The organism is Mesorhizobium sp. W050 (assembly GCF_054719535.1).
In genome coordinates this window covers 5,797,565-5,811,735 of record NZ_JBTTIH010000001.1, presented here as the reverse complement: position 1 = coordinate 5,811,735, position 14,171 = coordinate 5,797,565, and the positions used below count along the sequence as shown (strand labels likewise).

Sequence of the window (14,171 nt, the reverse complement as noted above, 5' to 3'; positions counted from 1 at the left end):
CCAGGGTCTGCGCCGCGTCGCTTCGCTCCTGCTTCGCCCCAGGATGACGACCAGAAAGAGCAGCCACGCCAATCGCGAACGGATGCGACCATCCAACGAAGGCGGCTAGTTCAAATTTATGTCTCTACTCGCCGACCGCATCGACACCGAAAACCCGGCCAGCACATCGAACAGGGCGATCACCATCAGCGTGAAGAAGACGGAGTGCGCCGCGCCCTTCACCAGCAGGAACTCGACCAGGAACGCCACGAAGACCAGCGTCGACAACAGATGGTCCATGATCGAGGCGTTCGTGGTGCGCACCGACTTCACCATTTCGAGGAACAGGAAGATCAGCCCGATCACCACCATCAGGTCGCCGAGCGTCATCGAGAACACCCCGCCCGACATCATGCTGAACGAGAAGATCTCGGTCGCCCACGGATCGTCGCCGCTGCCGAATATTCCGAGGAGTCCGAGATTGTAGGCCACGAAGGGCACGATCAGCAGCGGGATGGCACCGAACATCAGGCGTCTCCTCTAGCAATTCCAGGAAAGCGGTTTCCCAAGGAATTGCCTAAACAATGGGGCACCTTCTGTAGAATGCCCCGCAGGCACGCCGTCAAGATTTTTCGCTAGCGCCCGCAAACACGGAAAAAGACCGCGCGAAACAACCCTGTCAGCCACAGTTGCCCCGGCTGACCACCGACACGCCGGGATTCAGCGCTTGAACTGGCCTGTCCGCACGGCGGCGCCGATAGCGTTGAGGATGAAAAGGCCGGCGGTCATCGAGGTGATCTCGTTGACGTCGCGCGCCGGCGCGATCTCGACGATGTCGATGCCGACGACACTTCCCTTGGCGAACAGCCCCTTGATCAGCTCGATCGTCTGCCGGTAGCTGATGCCGCCAGGCGCCGGCCCTTCGACCGCCGGCATGACAGCGGGATCGAGACCGTCGGCATCGATGGTCAGGTAATAGCGGCCGCCGTCCGGGATGCGCTTGAGCAGCGCCGCCGTACCGATATCCTGCCATTCATTGGCGGTGACGATGTTGGAGCCGTAGGCGCGGGCCGCCTCGACCTCCTCGAGCCGGGCGCTGCCCTGGCCGCGGATGCCGAGCTGGAAAATCCCGGCTATATGCGCCATCTCCGAAGCGCGGCGGATGGGGCTGGAATAGCCTTCCCTGACCCCGTTGACATTGTCGCGCCAGTCGAGATGGGCATCGATCTGAACCAGGGTGATCGGCCCTTCGCCATCAAGCGCCCGCAGGATCGGGATCGGAATGCCGTGATCGCCGCCAATGGTGATCGGCAAGGCGCCGGCGACGCGGATCTTGCGGATCGCCGTTTCGGCCAACCTGTAGTGGCTGCCGGCCGCATCGCCGGGGACATCGCCGACATCGACCACCTTGACGTCCTCCCCGTCGAACAGGGTTCCGCCAATGTCGAAATCATAGCGGTCGAGCCCGAGGCTGATGCGCTGCGAGGCGCGCCGCACCGCGGTCGGCGCCTTGGTCTGGTCGTTGACCAGCTCGTCGATCGTGTAGGGACTGCCGTAAGGCATGCCGATGATGGCGACATCCGCCTTCAGCGCATCGAGGTCCTCGACCAGCGGGAAGTTCATGAAGGTCTGGAAGATATCGCGGGGTGCTGTGGTGAGCTTGGTCATGCGGTCCCTCTGAAGCCGGTCGATCATCGCGCGGAAGCGCCGCGACAAGGCATGCGGACTCAATACAGCACCGCCCCCGCAGCTTGTATCGCCACGGACGCCCGGTCTTTGGCATAGTTGGCGGCGCGGCGCACCAAACGCAAAAAAACCGGCCAATGGCCGGTTCTTTTGGTATTCAAACCCTTCGAAAGCTGGTCTCAGCTTTCCTTGGGCGTCAGCACCTGGCGACCGCGATACATGCCGGTCTTCAGGTCGATATGGTGCGGGCGGCGCATTTCGCCGGAATTCTTGTCCTCGACATAGGTCGGGGCCTTGAGAGCGTCGGCCGAGCGGCGCATGCCGCGCTTGGACGGAGAGGTTTTTCGTTTCGGAACGGCCATGGATATGCTCCACTACATGGTCAAAATGCCCCGATAGCCCTCGTGAAAGGGCCGCGTCAGGGCCATAATCTGAGAAAGTCGGGTGCCTATACACGCCCTGCGCCGTTTTGGCCAGCACCGTGGCGATTTTTTTTGAACTGGCAGCGGTTCGACCTAATCAAGACAACCGACATACGCGCCCGAACGGCCGGCGCGGCGTTCGATCAGCGACGCGAGCCGCCGCAGACCCGGGCCGGGCTTGGCCGGATTGCGCGCGATCGGATTGGGCAACGAGACGGCGAGCAAAGCCGCCTGCCGCCGCGACAGCTGCTTGGCCGAAACGCCGAAATGATGCTGGGCCGCCGCCTCGATGCCGTAAACGCCCGGCCCCCATTCGGCGATGTTGAGGTAGATCTCCATGATCCGCCGTTTCGACATCACCGCGTCGAAATAGACGGCCAGCGGCAGTTCGACCACCTTGCGCACCGAGCCCAGCGGCCGCGACCACAGGAAAAGGTTCTTCACCGTCTGCATGGTGATGGTCGAGGCGCCGCGCGTCGCCTCGCCGGCCAGCGCATCGTCGACGACGCCGCGCAATTCGCCGAGATCGATGCCGCGATGGAAGCAGAATTGCCCGTCCTCCGACATGATCACCGAATTGGCCAGCACCGGGGACACATCGTCGATCGACACCCAGCGCCGGTCGTAACCGGAGAAGGTCGCGAGGTCTTTGACCATCAAGGTCGATATCGGATGCACGAAGGACGGCAGATAGAGGAAGGTCAGCCCAACGGGTATCGCCGCCAGCACGACGGCGACGACCAGGCCGCGCCGTGCCAGGCGCTTCAGACCGGCGCGGTTCACGCGCCTTGGTCGCGCCATCTCAAACCCTTCGGTTTCATGATCGACGATCGGTTCCGTCAAGCCGCCCCCACCCGCGCCACTCTCCCGCCTCCGGCATAATGGCGCGAGGCTTCTTGCGCAACGTCTGAGTGTCGGCTACCGCTCCCGGCCATGACGAAAGACGAGCAATTGGCCTTTGAGGCCGCACTTCTGGGGCGGGCGGCGGCGATCGAGGCCGGGCTCAGGCTGCTGCTCGACGGCCGCACGCTTGCCGGCGAGATCGCCCGACCGGAGCGTCTGATGGCGGCCATGCGCCATGGCGTGCTGAACGGCGGCAAGCGGCTGCGCCCCTTCCTGGTCATGGAAAGTGCCGCCCTTTTTGGCGCCGATGGCGAGGCGGCGATGCGCGTGGCGGCGGCGCTCGAATGCGTGCATTGCTATTCGCTGATCCATGACGATCTGCCTGCCATGGACGACGACGATCTGCGCCGCGGCCAGCCGACCGTGCACAAGGCCTTCGATGAAGCTACCGCCATACTTGCCGGCGATGCGCTTCTGACGCTTGCCTTCGATGTCCTCGCCGATGAGGCGACGGCGCTGCCGGCGGAGCGCAGGGCGGCGCTGGTGCTGGCGCTGGCGCGCGCGGCTGGCACCGGGGGCATGGTTGGCGGGCAGACGCTCGACCTCGAAGCCGAGCGCAACAGGCCGGACGAAGCCGGCATTATCCGGCTGCAGGCGATGAAAACCGGCGCGCTGATCCGCTTCGCCTGCGAAGCCGGCGCGATCATTGCCGGCGCCGCACCGCAGGACCGCGACCGGCTGGCCGAATTCGGCTCGGCGGTCGGGCTTGCCTTCCAGCTTGCCGACGACCTGCTCGACCTGACCGCCGATGCCAGCCAGATGGGCAAGGCGACCGGCAAGGACGCAGCCGCCGGCAAGGCGACGCTGGTGGCGCTGCATGGCGCGAACTGGGCGCGCAGCCAGCTCCATGGGCTGGTCAAGCAGGCCCATGAATTGCTCGAGCCTTACGGCGGACAGGCAGCCTTGCTGAAGGCAGCGGCAAGCTTCGTTGCAATCCGCAACAACTGAGGTTTGGGCGATCGGATGCCGAACCGTTTTCGGAATTTGTCGGCCTTGCGCTGCCTTGCTTTGGTGTCTCTCAAATGCCCCAAAGCAACTGGGCGCGCTATCTGACCTTGACGACGACCTTGCCCTTGGCGCGTCCTGTTTCGACGTAAGCCAGCGCCTCATTGGTCGCTTCAAAAGGAAAGACCCTGTCGACGACCGGGCGAATCGCCCCATCTTCGATGAGGGACGTGATTTTGCTCAGTTGCTCACCTTGCGCCGACATGAACAGGAACGAAAATCCCACGCCCCGGCGCTTGGCTTTGGTCCTGATACCACGGCTCAGCAGCCGCAGCAGCAGCCTTAGCACCACGTTCAGTCCCTGTTTCCTGGCAAATTCGGGATCCGGAGGACCGGAAATCGAGATGAGCTTCCCACCCGGTTTCAGCACAGTCAGGGATTTCTCAAGCGTCTTGGCGTCCTGGCTGTTCAGGACGACGTCGTAGCCCGACAGGATTTTCTCGAAGTCGTCCTTCCTGTAGTCGACGACGACATCGGCGCCGAGATCCCTGACCAGATCGTTGCTTGCCGCGCCCGCTGTTGTCGCAACGATCGCGCCGAGGTGCTTTGCCAACTGGATGGCGAATGTCCCCACGCCGCCGGAGCCAGCCTGGATGAAGATCTTCTGGCCTGTCTTCAGACCCGCCCTCTCGATGAGAGCCTGCCAGGCGGTCAGACCGACCAGCGGGATCGAGGCCGCCTCTTCCATGCTGAGGTTCGCCGGCTTCAGCGCCACGTCGGCTTCATCGATTGCGATGAATTCGGCGAATGTCCCGATCCGGCCGTCGCGCGGCCGCGCATAGACGGCGTCGCCGGGTTTGAATTTGCGGACTTTCGAGCCCACCCTGACAACCCTCCCGGCAACGTCGTGACCGAGGATGAAGGGCCGGCGATAGGGAAGGACGAGTTTGAATTCGCCGGTCCTGATTTTGGAATCCAGCAGGTTCACCCCGGCGGCATGGACCTCGACCAGGACGTCATTGTCCAGCAGCTCCGGCTCCGGCATCTCGGCCAGCCGCAAAATGCCTTTCTTGTTATATTTATCGACAACGAATGCCTTCATGGCAGTGACTTTCTGAGAGTGTCCGTTGGTGTGCCGTTTGTGTGTGAAATTCTCCGTCCCACCGTTGTTCAGACCGGCAGGCGGAACTGCTTGCGCAAGGTCTTGTCGAACATCCCCGCGGGGGCGAAGCGGCGCAGCAGGCTGACCTGGCGCGCTGCCTTCCCTGCGGTATAGCGCCGTCGCGGACGGGCGTCGGTCGCTGCCTTGACGACCACATCCGCCACCACTTCCGGCCGATCGGCTTTGGGCATCACATCGGCAAGCAGCGCCTTGAGACCGGCGCGCGCCTGATCGTAGTCCTTCAACAGGGAATCCGGCTCGATGCCGTTCTGGTCGAAGACGGTGCGCACGAATGCCGGCTCGATGACCGAGACGCGAATGTTGAAGGCGCGAACCTCATGATCGAGCGATTCCGAATAGCCCTCCAGCGCGTGCTTGACCGCCGAGTAGTGCGCTGAGTATGGCGCAGGCACCAATCCTAGAATCGAGCCGATGTTGACGATGCGCCCTTGGCCGCGGCGCCGCATCGACGGCAACACCGCATTGGTCATGCGCATGACGCCGAACAGATTGACGTCGAACAGAACCTGCACCTGTGCGACCGAAGATTCCTCGGCGCCGCCAAGCAGGCCGACACCGGCATTGTTCACCAGCAGATCGATACGACCGGTCTGGGCCAGCACGGTTGCAACGAGGGCGCTGACGGACTCCCCGTCGGTCACGTCGCAGGTCAGCATGGACACCTTAGCCGGGCCGTTGCCGGCCTTGCTGCGGCTTGTCCCGAAGACGGTATACCCCGCCCGCGCCAAGGCCTCGGCAGTGGCGCGGCCGATGCCCGAAGAGGCTCCGGTCACGACTGCGGTCTTTCCAGAGTTCGCATTCATTTTTTATGCTCCAAAGCCACTGGGGCTAGCTTTCGTTCGCTGGTTGAATTATGATCATAATATCAAATTACGACCGTAATGCAATAGCAGAAAGGAAGAGCCGCCATGCGCTACGAAAAGGGCCGAAAGGACGCCTCCCGCGATCGCATCGTCGAGGCCGCAGCCCAGCGTTTTCGCGGTGACGGCATCGCCGCGTCCGGACTGGCAGCCATCATGGGCGACGCCGGACTGACGAACGGAGCCTTCTATCCGCATTTCCAGTCCAAGGCGGAGCTTGTGCGAGAAAGCCTTGTAGCGGCACTGGAGAGCCAGTCGCAGCAACTGCAGGAGGTATTGGCAGCCGGTGGTCCGGAGATGGGCATAGCGGCGTATCTGTCAGCTGAGCACCGGGACAATCCGGGAGCCGGCTGCGCGTCGGCCGCCCTGTTGCCGGAACTCGCGCGTCAGCCGCCCGAAACGCGCCAAGTCTATACCGAACGCTTGCTGGTTCTGGTGCGCCAGTTGTCTGCAGTACTTCCGCAGACCAAGGACCCGGAAGCCGCCGCCCTGGGCGTTTTTGCGACCCTCATAGGCACGCTTCAGCTGGCCCGCGCGGCAGCGGGGACGGAATTGTCGGATCGCATCCTTGCGGCAGGAGCAGACGCCGCGCGCAGCCTGATCCAGCCACGTGACGGCGAGAAGGCATCCATTTAGAGATAGAGCGGCAGCAGCAAAGAGCCTGACATCCTCATCATGGCGGGCCGCACTACAAGAAGGGTCGCTTTGCCTAAAGTCATCGGCCATTGCCAGCACGAGGCCATCTCAACCTGCATCAGGGAATGACCGCATAAGGCCGGAAGCGACTGGCAGCTTCAAGGCTCGGAATCGGACGGCCACCGCGACGCAGTCCGTAAGGGGGGGTAACTTGCGACGGAGGAATCGATTGGAGGCCCGAAAATTGTGCTGATGAGGGAGGGATAACTCACTTTGCCAAGTTAGAGCGGCGTGTTTTCGCCCTTCCGTCACGCCTTGAGACGGAGTGCCTCCACAAGAAGAGCGAACGCTGCAGTGTGCTGGCGTCGGCTGGGATAATAGAGGTGATAGCCCGGGAAGGGTTGGCACCAGTCTTCCAGCACCCGGATCAGGCGTCCGTCTGCGACGAACGGAGCGACCTGGCTCTCAAACGTGTATGCTAATCCGATCCCGTCGAGGGCCGCAGCCTCCAGCATTTCCCCGTCATTGATAATGAGGGGGCCATTCATCCTGACTTCAAGTTCCTCACCGCCTTTTTCGAACTCCCAGGCAAAGAGCCCGCCGCTGGTCTTCTGACGGTAGCTGATGCCTTTGTGTTCCCCAAGTTCGCGCGGTGTCTTTGGAACCGTTCGGGTTGCAAAATACGACGGTGATCCAACCACCGCCATACGCAGGTCCGGGCCGATCCTTACTGCCACCATGTCCTTCTGGACCTGCTCGCCGATCCGGATACCGGCGTCGAATTTGCTTGCAACGATGTCAACCAGACCTTCGTCCAGGCTCAATTCCACTTCGATATCCGGATACTCCAGAAGGAGTTTGGCGATGACGGGCCACAGTACTGATTTGGCAGCATACCGGAACGTCGTCAGGCGAATGAGGCCCGTGGGCTTGTCGCGCAGGGCGGCGACGGCGGCGATCTCGCTTTCGATGTGATCGAAGGCCGGTCGCAGGCTTCGCAGCAAGCGGTCTCCAGCTACCGTCACGGACAGGCTGCGGGTGGTGCGTGAGATCAGCCGGACTCCCATGCGCTGTTCCAGCGTTCTGACAGCGTAGCTGAGCGCCGACTGCGATAGACCAAGCTTTGCTGCGGCGCGCGTGAAGCTGCCCGCCTCTGCTACGGCGATGAAGACTGCCAACTCGCTGAAATCTCCGCGCCTCATTTATCAATCCCATTTCTAACTTCATGCAGATTATAGAGGCTAATCGTATCGAGTCCTATTCCCTATTTCACCAGGCAGACAACGAAACGCTGAGACGGACGTGCCACAAGCCAACGCGGCATAAACTGAAAGATACCGGCCATGAAGGATATGCCTATGAACAGAGTATGGATGATTACCGGCGCAGGGCGAGGCATGGGCCTCGACTTTGCCAAAGCGGTCCTGGCCATCGGCGATAAGGTCGTTGCGACCGGTCGTAACCCAGATCGGGTCGCCAAGGCGATCGGGCAGTCGGACAATCTTTTGGTCGTCACGTTGGACGTGACCAAGCCGGCCGACGCCGACGCCGCGGTGAAGGCAACCCTGGACCGCTTTGGTCGCCTCGACGTGCTCGTCAACAATGCCGCGGGCTTCTATGCCGGCTATTTCGAGGACCTGACTCCGGCCCATATCGAACTTCAGCTCGCGTCCACCCTGACCGGCGCCATGAACGTCACGCGCGCAGTCCTGCCGGTCATGCGCGCGCAGGGTTCTGGCAAGGTCATTGCCATCTCATCGACGGCAGGCCTGGTCGGCTTTGAGTTCTGTTCTGCATACGCCGCGGCAAAGTTCGGCGTTGATGGCTGGATCGAGTCACTGCAAGCCGAGGTGGCGCCGTTCGGCATTGAAACGATGATCGTGAACCCCGGGTTTTTCCGCACGGAGCTGCTGACGGACGAATCCACACAATATGCTCCGTCATTCGTCAGCGATTACAGCGAACGTCGCGCCCAGCAGATAACGGGTTGGAAAGCCGCGAACGGCCAGCAAGTCGGCGACCCCGCGAAACTCGCGCAGGCGTTGATCACTCTGGTCGACAAGCCGGAGTTGCCCCGTCGGTTCATCGCCGGCGCCGATGCTCTTGCAATGATCAGGCAGAAACTCGCTCTGCTGCAGCAGCAGGTCGATGCCCATGAGGAGCTATCCGGGTCGCTGGCCTTCGACAGCTGAACGTCGCATTCAGCACTGCCGTCGTCGCAGGTCTATTTATGAGCGCCGTCGATAGGCTCATGCGAATTTTGAGGGCTAATTCGGATGTCGCGTCCGTGCTCTCCTGAGGGTTGACCCTTAGGCAACCGGCCAATGACAGGCCTTTGAATAGACGTCCCTTTCCGACCGATGCCGTAGGCTTCGTCGGTCCGATCGATTTCGCGAGAAGTCCCAATCCCGCCCGCCACCGAGGAGACGACATGCCAGAGCCCCGACAGCTAGCCTTGGACATCAACAGCCGGCGCCACCAGTTCAATCTTGATGTACGCGTGACTCTGCTGGACGCACTACGCGAGCATGCCAACCTGCCCGGCACGAAAAAAGGCTGTGATCATGGGCAGTGCGGCGCCTGTACCGTCCACGTCGACGGCGAGCGGGTATTGAGCTGCCTGACGCTGGCGGCCCAGGTCGAAGGCCGTCAGGTCACGACGATCGAGGGCCTCCAGGCTGCCAACGGCGTGATGCACGCAGTCCAGACCGCGTTCATCGAGCACGATGCATTCCAGTGCGGCTATTGCACCCCCGGTCAGATCATGTCGGCCGTTGCATGCATTCGTGAGGGCCACGCCGATACGGACGAGGACATCCGCGAATACATGAGCGGCAACATCTGCCGGTGCGGCGCTTACCCCCATATCGTCGCCGCGGTGCGCGATGCCGCCAGCCGCCTGAAGAAGGAGGCAGCACTATGAGACCTTTCGAGTATCTCCGCGCCAAAGATGCCGCGAGGGCGCTTGCCGAGGCTACCAAGCCAGAGACAAGATTTCTCGCCGGTGGGACCACGCTTCTTGACCTCATGAAGCTGAATGTCGAGCGTCCTGCGCGGGTGGTCGACATCACGCGCCTTCCCGGCCTGGACACGATCGAGGTATCGGCGGATGCCATTCGCATCGGTGCGCTCGCCAAGATGAGCAAGGTCGCCGACCACGCCGATATCAAGCAGGCTGCGCCGGTGCTTTCCGAAAGCCTGTGGCGCGCTGCCTCGGCACAGCTGCGCAACATGGCGTCCATCGGTGGAAACTTGATGCAGCGAACCCGTTGCACTTACTTCCGGGACCCGGGCGCTTATTCGAACTGCAACAAGCGCAATCCAGGTTCCGGATGCGCTGCCCTTGGCGGCGTCAACCGCAACCACGCGGTGCTCGGCACGAGTGACGCGTGCATAGCAATCTACCCCGGAGATTTTGCGGTTTCCCTGGTGGCATTCGACGCCACGGTCATCATCCGGGGAGCTTCCGAACGCAAAATTCCCGCCGACGAATTCTTCCTGCTCCCTGGCGATACCGCACACCTTGAGCATAATCTGTCGCCCGGAGAGATGATCGTCGGGATCGAGATCCCGCGTTCGGCAGCCCTGGAACGCTCGCATTATCTCAAGGTCCGGGATCGCGCGTCGTACGAGTTCGCCGCGGCCAGCGCCGCTGTCGGCATCGAATTGGAAGCCGATGGCAAGACAATTCGCGAAGTACGCATTGCGGTCGGCGGCCTCGCCACCAAACCCTGGCGCCTGCGCGCCGTCGAAAATTTGCTCAAGGGAAAGACGCTCGACGAGGCGACGCTTCGTACTGCCGCGGCAGCCGCCGTCGACGGCGCGAAGTCGAGCGGACACAACGCATTCAAGATCGAGCTGGCACCGAAGGTTGTGGCACGCGCCCTGATGACGGTAGGAGATATCGTATGACACACGGTAACGCGTTCGAACTCAACCGCCGCACCGTCTTGAAGCTCGGCGCCGGCGTAGCCGCTGTCGCTGGCGCCGCTGTCGATCTCTCGTCAAAAGCCGTTGCGGCTGAGACCGTCCCCGCCAAGGCGCCAGCTCTCGGTGCCAGGCTTTCCCGCGCCGAAGGCCCGTTGAAAGTAACCGGGCAGGCTCGCTATGCGATCGAGCAGAAGCTGGAGAACCTGGCCTATGGCGTTACCGTCCAATCGACGCGGCCGGCAGGGCGTATCGTCAGTATCGATACGTCGGCCGCCAAGGCTCTACCGGGTGTCCTGGATGTCTACACCGCGCAGAATTCCCTGAAGCTCAACAAGCCGACCGTCTACAGCAAGGGCGGCGGAGCGACCGAGGAATTTACCCCAATTCAAGACGATGTGGTCCGTTTCAACGGCATGCATATCGCGCTCGTGGTCGCAGAAACCTTTGAACAGGCAACGGAAGCGGCAAGCCTTCTCAAGGTCGAATACGAGGACGGCGACCCTATTCTCGACATCAACGATCCCAAGGCAAAAGTGCAGCCCATCGATGAGATGGGTGCCGCGTGGGGCGATGCGGCGACAGCGTTGGCCAATGCCGAGGTCAAGGTAGACGTCACTTACATGACGTCACGCGAATACAATGTGCCGATGGAGCCGCATGCGTGCATCGCTTCCTGGGACAACGGGAAAATCACCGTCTGGGAGCCCAGCCAGTGGGTTGGCGGGGCACGGAGCGTCGTATCGGAATGGCTCGGCATCGACATCGAGAATGTGCGGGTGATCTCGCCCTATGTCGGCGGTGGGTTCGGGTCCAAGATCGGGGCACATCCGCATGTGGGGCTGGCTTGCGCGGCCTCGCGGAAACTGGGCAGGCCGATCAAGGTTTCTCTCACGCGGCCGCAGACCTTTACCGGCCTTGGCGGCCGACCGGCGACACGGCAGACACTCTCAATCGGAGCCTCGAAGGACGGAAAGATAAGCTCGATCGTCCATGAGAGCTGGAACGAGACGGCGATTGACGAAGTCCATATCGAGGCTTGCAACAATGTGACGAAGATCATGTATGCGACGCCGAACTTTTCTTCACGTCTCAACGTCGTCCCGGTCAATACGGTCCAGCCCGGCTGGAAACGGGGCCCCGGCGAAAACCCCAGTGCCTATGCTCTGGAAAGCGCGATCGACGAGCTGGCGTATGCGCTCAGCATGGATCCGATCACGCTGCGCCTTGCCAACTGGGCGGACATCGATCCCAGCAACAGTATGCCGTGGACCACTCGACAGTTGCGCGAAGCCTATGCCGCTGGCGCGGAAGCCGTCGGCTGGTGGAACCGGAACCCGGCCCCTCGCTCGATGCGCGAAGGCCGCGAGTTGATCGGTTATGGAATGGCCGCCGGATCATACCCCATGATCCGTACCGCGAGCGAAGCCAAGATCGTACTCCATGCCAGTGGGCAGATCGAAGTCCTCAGCGCGGGCACCGACATGGGAACGGGGACTTATACCATTCTCGCCCAGACAGCGGCTGACGCTCTGGGCGTTCCTGTTGAGACAGTCGCGGTGCGGCTGGGTGATACCCTCCTCCCCAGATCGGCGCTCGCTGGCGGCTCCCAGCAGGCCAACAACCTGACGGGAGCGGTGGACAAGGCGGCCAGGAATGCACGGGACGCCTTGCTGGCGCTTGCCGCATCCGATCCGAAGTCGCCGTTGGCAACCTCGAAGGCGAGTGACCTCACGTTCGAAAACGGCTCGGTGCGACCGACCCGGCGGCCGAACGGCGGTATCGGCATCGCGGAACTGTTGAAGGCAGTGGGCAAAGACAAACTGGAAATCGAGGGTAACACCTTTGCTCCCGGCGCCACCGAGGAGATGAAGAACGGAGCTGACCGCAGTTTTGCCCAGTTGAAGGGCGCTGTGGAAGGAGGCGTCTCGGCCCATAGCTGGTGTGCGCATTTCGTGGAAGTTCGGATCGATGAGGATTTTGGCACGATCCGCGTCAAGCGCATGGTCTCGGCATTCGATAGCGGCAGGATCTTCAATCCGAAGCTTGCGGAAAGCCAGTGGATCGGCGGTATGGTCATGGGTCTCGGGCAGGCTCTCCTGGAAGAAGGTTACGTCGACCAGCGAGACGGGCGCACCATCAACGCGAATTTTGCCGACTATGCCGTCCCGGTTAACGCCGATGTGCCCGACATCCAGGTGATTTCGGTTGGAATTCCGGACATGCAGGCAACCGCTCTTGGCGGCAAAGGCGTCGGCGAGATCGGTGTCGTAGGGGTCGCACCTGCGATCGGCAATGCCGTCTTCCACGCCACCGGCAAACGCATTCGAAGCCTTCCAATCACGCTGGAAAAGCTCGTTTGAGTTCGGTCGATGCGCCCTTGGTGATCCACAGGCTCGCAACAGGCGAGCATGCAAACAGAACGATCTAAACCCAATGCAAACTGGAGCGCTAATCCCTGGTCGCCGCCTGTTGTGACGCGTCACCAAGCAACGCCAGACAGTGTGCAACGGTTTTCCGGCGCGTTCAATCGTCTTTGATCAGCACGATCTTCGCCGGATCGAAATCGATCCCGACCATCGTCCCTTCCGCCACAGCGGGTGTGACATCAGGCGATGTCGCGAACAGTTCGACCGCCGGATCGCTGATCGCGATCCGGTATTCCATGTGGTCGCCGAGATACGAGCTCTTGACCACCTGGCCCTTCATGGTGCCCGCTGGCTGGCCGGGCAAGATTCGCACGGCATTCGGGCGCACAGCGAGCATCGCCGGTCCCGGAGCGTTACCGCGACCCGGCATGTCGAGCAGCAAGGGTCCGACCTTGACCCTTGCACTGGTCGCATTGCTGGAAAGCACCTCGACGTCGAGCAGATTGGCGTCGCCCATAAAGTCGGCGATGAAACGGTTGGTCGGCTCGTTGTAGAGGTCGCGCGGCGTGCCGTCCTGGGCGACGCGAGCGGCGTTCATGACGATGATGCGGTCGGAGACGGCGAGCGCCTCTTCCTGGTCATGCGTGACATAGACCATGGTCAGCGCCAGATCTTGCTGCAGGCCGCGGATTTCGTCGCGCACCCGCCGGCGCAGCTTGGCGTCGAGATTGGACAGCGGCTCGTCGAACAGCAGCACCTTCGGCTCCAGTACGATGGCGCGCGCCACCGCGACGCGCTGCTGCTGGCCGCCGGACAATTCGCTCGGCTGGCGCTTCTCGTAGCCGGACAGGCCGACAAGCGACAGCTTTTCGGCGGCGCGCTCGGCTGCCTGCGCCTTGCCAAGCCCCATCGCCCGCAGGCCGTAGCTAACATTCTCCATCACGTTCATATGCGGAAACAGCGCATAGGACTGGAACACCATGGAGACATCGCGCTCGGCGGCGGACAGCAAGGTGACGTCCTTGTCGTCGATCAGGATGCGCCCGGTGCTGGTCTGTTCCAGCCCGGCGATCAGCCTGAGCGTCGTGGTCTTGCCGCAACCCGAGGGCCCGAGCAGCGTCACCAGGCTGGCCGGCGCGATGTCGAAGCTGACGTTGTCGACGGCGGTCACCGCGCCATATTTCTTGGTGACGCCCTCGAACCGCACCGCTGGCCTGTCCGTCGCAACCGGGGCAGCAGTCTTCGCCGTCTGATCCACGCC

At 62.3% G+C, this 14,171-nt stretch carries 14 protein-coding genes; 6 read left to right on the top strand and 8 right to left on the bottom strand.

The window, feature by feature from the left end; genetic code table 11:
- Positions 1-105 precede the first annotated feature (105 nt).
- The 4 genes from ACYG9Y_RS28100 to ACYG9Y_RS28085 form a co-directional block, all read right to left on the bottom strand.
- Positions 106-507: a hypothetical protein gene (locus ACYG9Y_RS28100; protein ID WP_023670154.1), complete on the bottom strand. Its 402-nt coding sequence runs from the start codon at positions 505-507 to the stop codon at positions 106-108.
- A 192-nt stretch (positions 508-699) separates the two neighbouring features.
- Positions 700-1,647, bottom strand: a complete 948-nt coding sequence (locus ACYG9Y_RS28095; RefSeq protein ID WP_023737377.1) for an agmatinase — start codon at positions 1,645-1,647, stop codon at positions 700-702.
- 197 nt (positions 1,648-1,844) lie between these two features.
- Entirely contained in the window at positions 1,845-2,027 is a 183-nt protein-coding gene (gene rpmF, locus ACYG9Y_RS28090) for a 50S ribosomal protein L32 (RefSeq protein WP_008834724.1), read from the bottom strand.
- A 153-nt stretch (positions 2,028-2,180) separates the two neighbouring features.
- A complete protein-coding gene (locus ACYG9Y_RS28085) occupies positions 2,181-2,888 on the bottom strand; it encodes a transglycosylase domain-containing protein (RefSeq protein ID WP_050593100.1) in 708 nt (235 codons plus the stop codon).
- Positions 2,889-3,020: 132 nt separating this feature from the next.
- On the opposite strand from ACYG9Y_RS28085, the gene ACYG9Y_RS28080 reads away from it, so the two are divergent.
- The gene (locus ACYG9Y_RS28080) at positions 3,021-3,938 is read left to right on the top strand and encodes a polyprenyl synthetase family protein (protein ID WP_023693656.1); all 918 of its coding nucleotides are present in this window, start codon (positions 3,021-3,023) and stop codon (positions 3,936-3,938) included.
- A gap of 97 nt (positions 3,939-4,035) precedes the next feature.
- On the opposite strand, the gene ACYG9Y_RS28075 is transcribed toward ACYG9Y_RS28080, so the two are convergent.
- Together ACYG9Y_RS28075 and ACYG9Y_RS28070 are read right to left on the bottom strand one after the other, a co-directional pair.
- On the bottom strand, positions 4,036-5,037 hold the full coding sequence (locus ACYG9Y_RS28075; protein ID WP_023737375.1) for an NADP-dependent oxidoreductase: 1,002 nt from the start codon (positions 5,035-5,037) through the stop codon (positions 4,036-4,038).
- A 68-nt stretch (positions 5,038-5,105) separates the two neighbouring features.
- A complete protein-coding gene (locus ACYG9Y_RS28070; protein WP_023737374.1) occupies positions 5,106-5,921 on the bottom strand; it encodes an oxidoreductase in 816 nt (271 codons plus the stop codon).
- A gap of 105 nt (positions 5,922-6,026) precedes the next feature.
- On the opposite strand from ACYG9Y_RS28070, the gene ACYG9Y_RS28065 reads away from it, so the two are divergent.
- Positions 6,027-6,614 (top strand): TetR/AcrR family transcriptional regulator, encoded by a 588-nt coding sequence (locus ACYG9Y_RS28065; protein WP_023737373.1) that lies wholly within the window; start codon positions 6,027-6,029, stop codon positions 6,612-6,614.
- 308 nt (positions 6,615-6,922) lie between these two features.
- Here ACYG9Y_RS28065 and ACYG9Y_RS28060 read toward each other — a convergent pair whose 3' ends face one another.
- A complete protein-coding gene (locus tag ACYG9Y_RS28060; RefSeq protein WP_023737371.1) occupies positions 6,923-7,816 on the bottom strand; it encodes a LysR family transcriptional regulator in 894 nt (297 codons plus the stop codon).
- A gap of 156 nt (positions 7,817-7,972) precedes the next feature.
- On the opposite strand from ACYG9Y_RS28060, the gene ACYG9Y_RS28055 reads away from it, so the two are divergent.
- The 4 genes from ACYG9Y_RS28055 (at position 7,973) to ACYG9Y_RS28040 (ending at position 12,904) form a co-directional block, all read left to right on the top strand.
- On the top strand, positions 7,973-8,806 hold the full coding sequence (locus tag ACYG9Y_RS28055) for an SDR family oxidoreductase (RefSeq protein WP_031253467.1): 834 nt from the start codon (positions 7,973-7,975) through the stop codon (positions 8,804-8,806).
- A gap of 239 nt (positions 8,807-9,045) precedes the next feature.
- Positions 9,046-9,537, top strand: coding sequence for a (2Fe-2S)-binding protein (locus tag ACYG9Y_RS28050; RefSeq protein ID WP_023737369.1), 492 nt, complete (start codon positions 9,046-9,048; stop codon positions 9,535-9,537).
- Positions 9,534-10,526 (top strand): FAD binding domain-containing protein, encoded by a 993-nt coding sequence (locus tag ACYG9Y_RS28045; RefSeq protein ID WP_023737368.1) that lies wholly within the window; start codon positions 9,534-9,536, stop codon positions 10,524-10,526. The genes ACYG9Y_RS28050 and ACYG9Y_RS28045 overlap by 4 nt, the downstream gene beginning before the upstream one ends.
- Positions 10,523-12,904, top strand: a complete 2,382-nt coding sequence (locus ACYG9Y_RS28040; protein ID WP_023737367.1) for a xanthine dehydrogenase family protein molybdopterin-binding subunit — start codon at positions 10,523-10,525, stop codon at positions 12,902-12,904. The genes ACYG9Y_RS28045 and ACYG9Y_RS28040 overlap by 4 nt, the downstream gene beginning before the upstream one ends.
- 163 nt (positions 12,905-13,067) lie before the next feature.
- On the opposite strand, the gene ACYG9Y_RS28035 is transcribed toward ACYG9Y_RS28040, so the two are convergent.
- The gene (locus tag ACYG9Y_RS28035; RefSeq protein WP_023737366.1) at positions 13,068-14,168 is read right to left on the bottom strand and encodes an ABC transporter ATP-binding protein; all 1,101 of its coding nucleotides are present in this window, start codon (positions 14,166-14,168) and stop codon (positions 13,068-13,070) included.
- Between the last annotated feature and the right edge of the window lie 3 nt (positions 14,169-14,171).

Excerpts from the sequence above, each read along its gene's own strand:
- ACYG9Y_RS28100 (WP_023670154.1), bottom strand. The coding sequence starts at position 507 with ATGTTCGGTGCCATCCCGCTGCTGATCGTGCCCTTCGTGGCCTACAAT.
- ACYG9Y_RS28095 (WP_023737377.1), bottom strand. The coding sequence starts at position 1,647 with ATGACCAAGCTCACCACAGCACCCCGCGATATCTTCCAGACCTTCATG.
- rpmF (WP_008834724.1), bottom strand. The coding sequence starts at position 2,027 with ATGGCCGTTCCGAAACGAAAAACCTCTCCGTCCAAGCGCGGCATGCGC.
- ACYG9Y_RS28085 (WP_050593100.1), bottom strand. The coding sequence starts at position 2,888 with ATGGCGCGACCAAGGCGCGTGAACCGCGCCGGTCTGAAGCGCCTGGCA.
- ACYG9Y_RS28080 (WP_023693656.1), top strand. The coding sequence starts at position 3,021 with ATGACGAAAGACGAGCAATTGGCCTTTGAGGCCGCACTTCTGGGGCGG.
- ACYG9Y_RS28075 (WP_023737375.1), bottom strand. The coding sequence starts at position 5,037 with ATGAAGGCATTCGTTGTCGATAAATATAACAAGAAAGGCATTTTGCGG.
- ACYG9Y_RS28070 (WP_023737374.1), bottom strand. The coding sequence starts at position 5,921 with ATGAATGCGAACTCTGGAAAGACCGCAGTCGTGACCGGAGCCTCTTCG.
- ACYG9Y_RS28065 (WP_023737373.1), top strand. The coding sequence starts at position 6,027 with ATGCGCTACGAAAAGGGCCGAAAGGACGCCTCCCGCGATCGCATCGTC.
- ACYG9Y_RS28060 (WP_023737371.1), bottom strand. The coding sequence starts at position 7,816 with ATGAGGCGCGGAGATTTCAGCGAGTTGGCAGTCTTCATCGCCGTAGCA.
- ACYG9Y_RS28055 (WP_031253467.1), top strand. The coding sequence starts at position 7,973 with ATGAACAGAGTATGGATGATTACCGGCGCAGGGCGAGGCATGGGCCTC.
- ACYG9Y_RS28050 (WP_023737369.1), top strand. The coding sequence starts at position 9,046 with ATGCCAGAGCCCCGACAGCTAGCCTTGGACATCAACAGCCGGCGCCAC.
- ACYG9Y_RS28045 (WP_023737368.1), top strand. The coding sequence starts at position 9,534 with ATGAGACCTTTCGAGTATCTCCGCGCCAAAGATGCCGCGAGGGCGCTT.
- ACYG9Y_RS28040 (WP_023737367.1), top strand. The coding sequence starts at position 10,523 with ATGACACACGGTAACGCGTTCGAACTCAACCGCCGCACCGTCTTGAAG.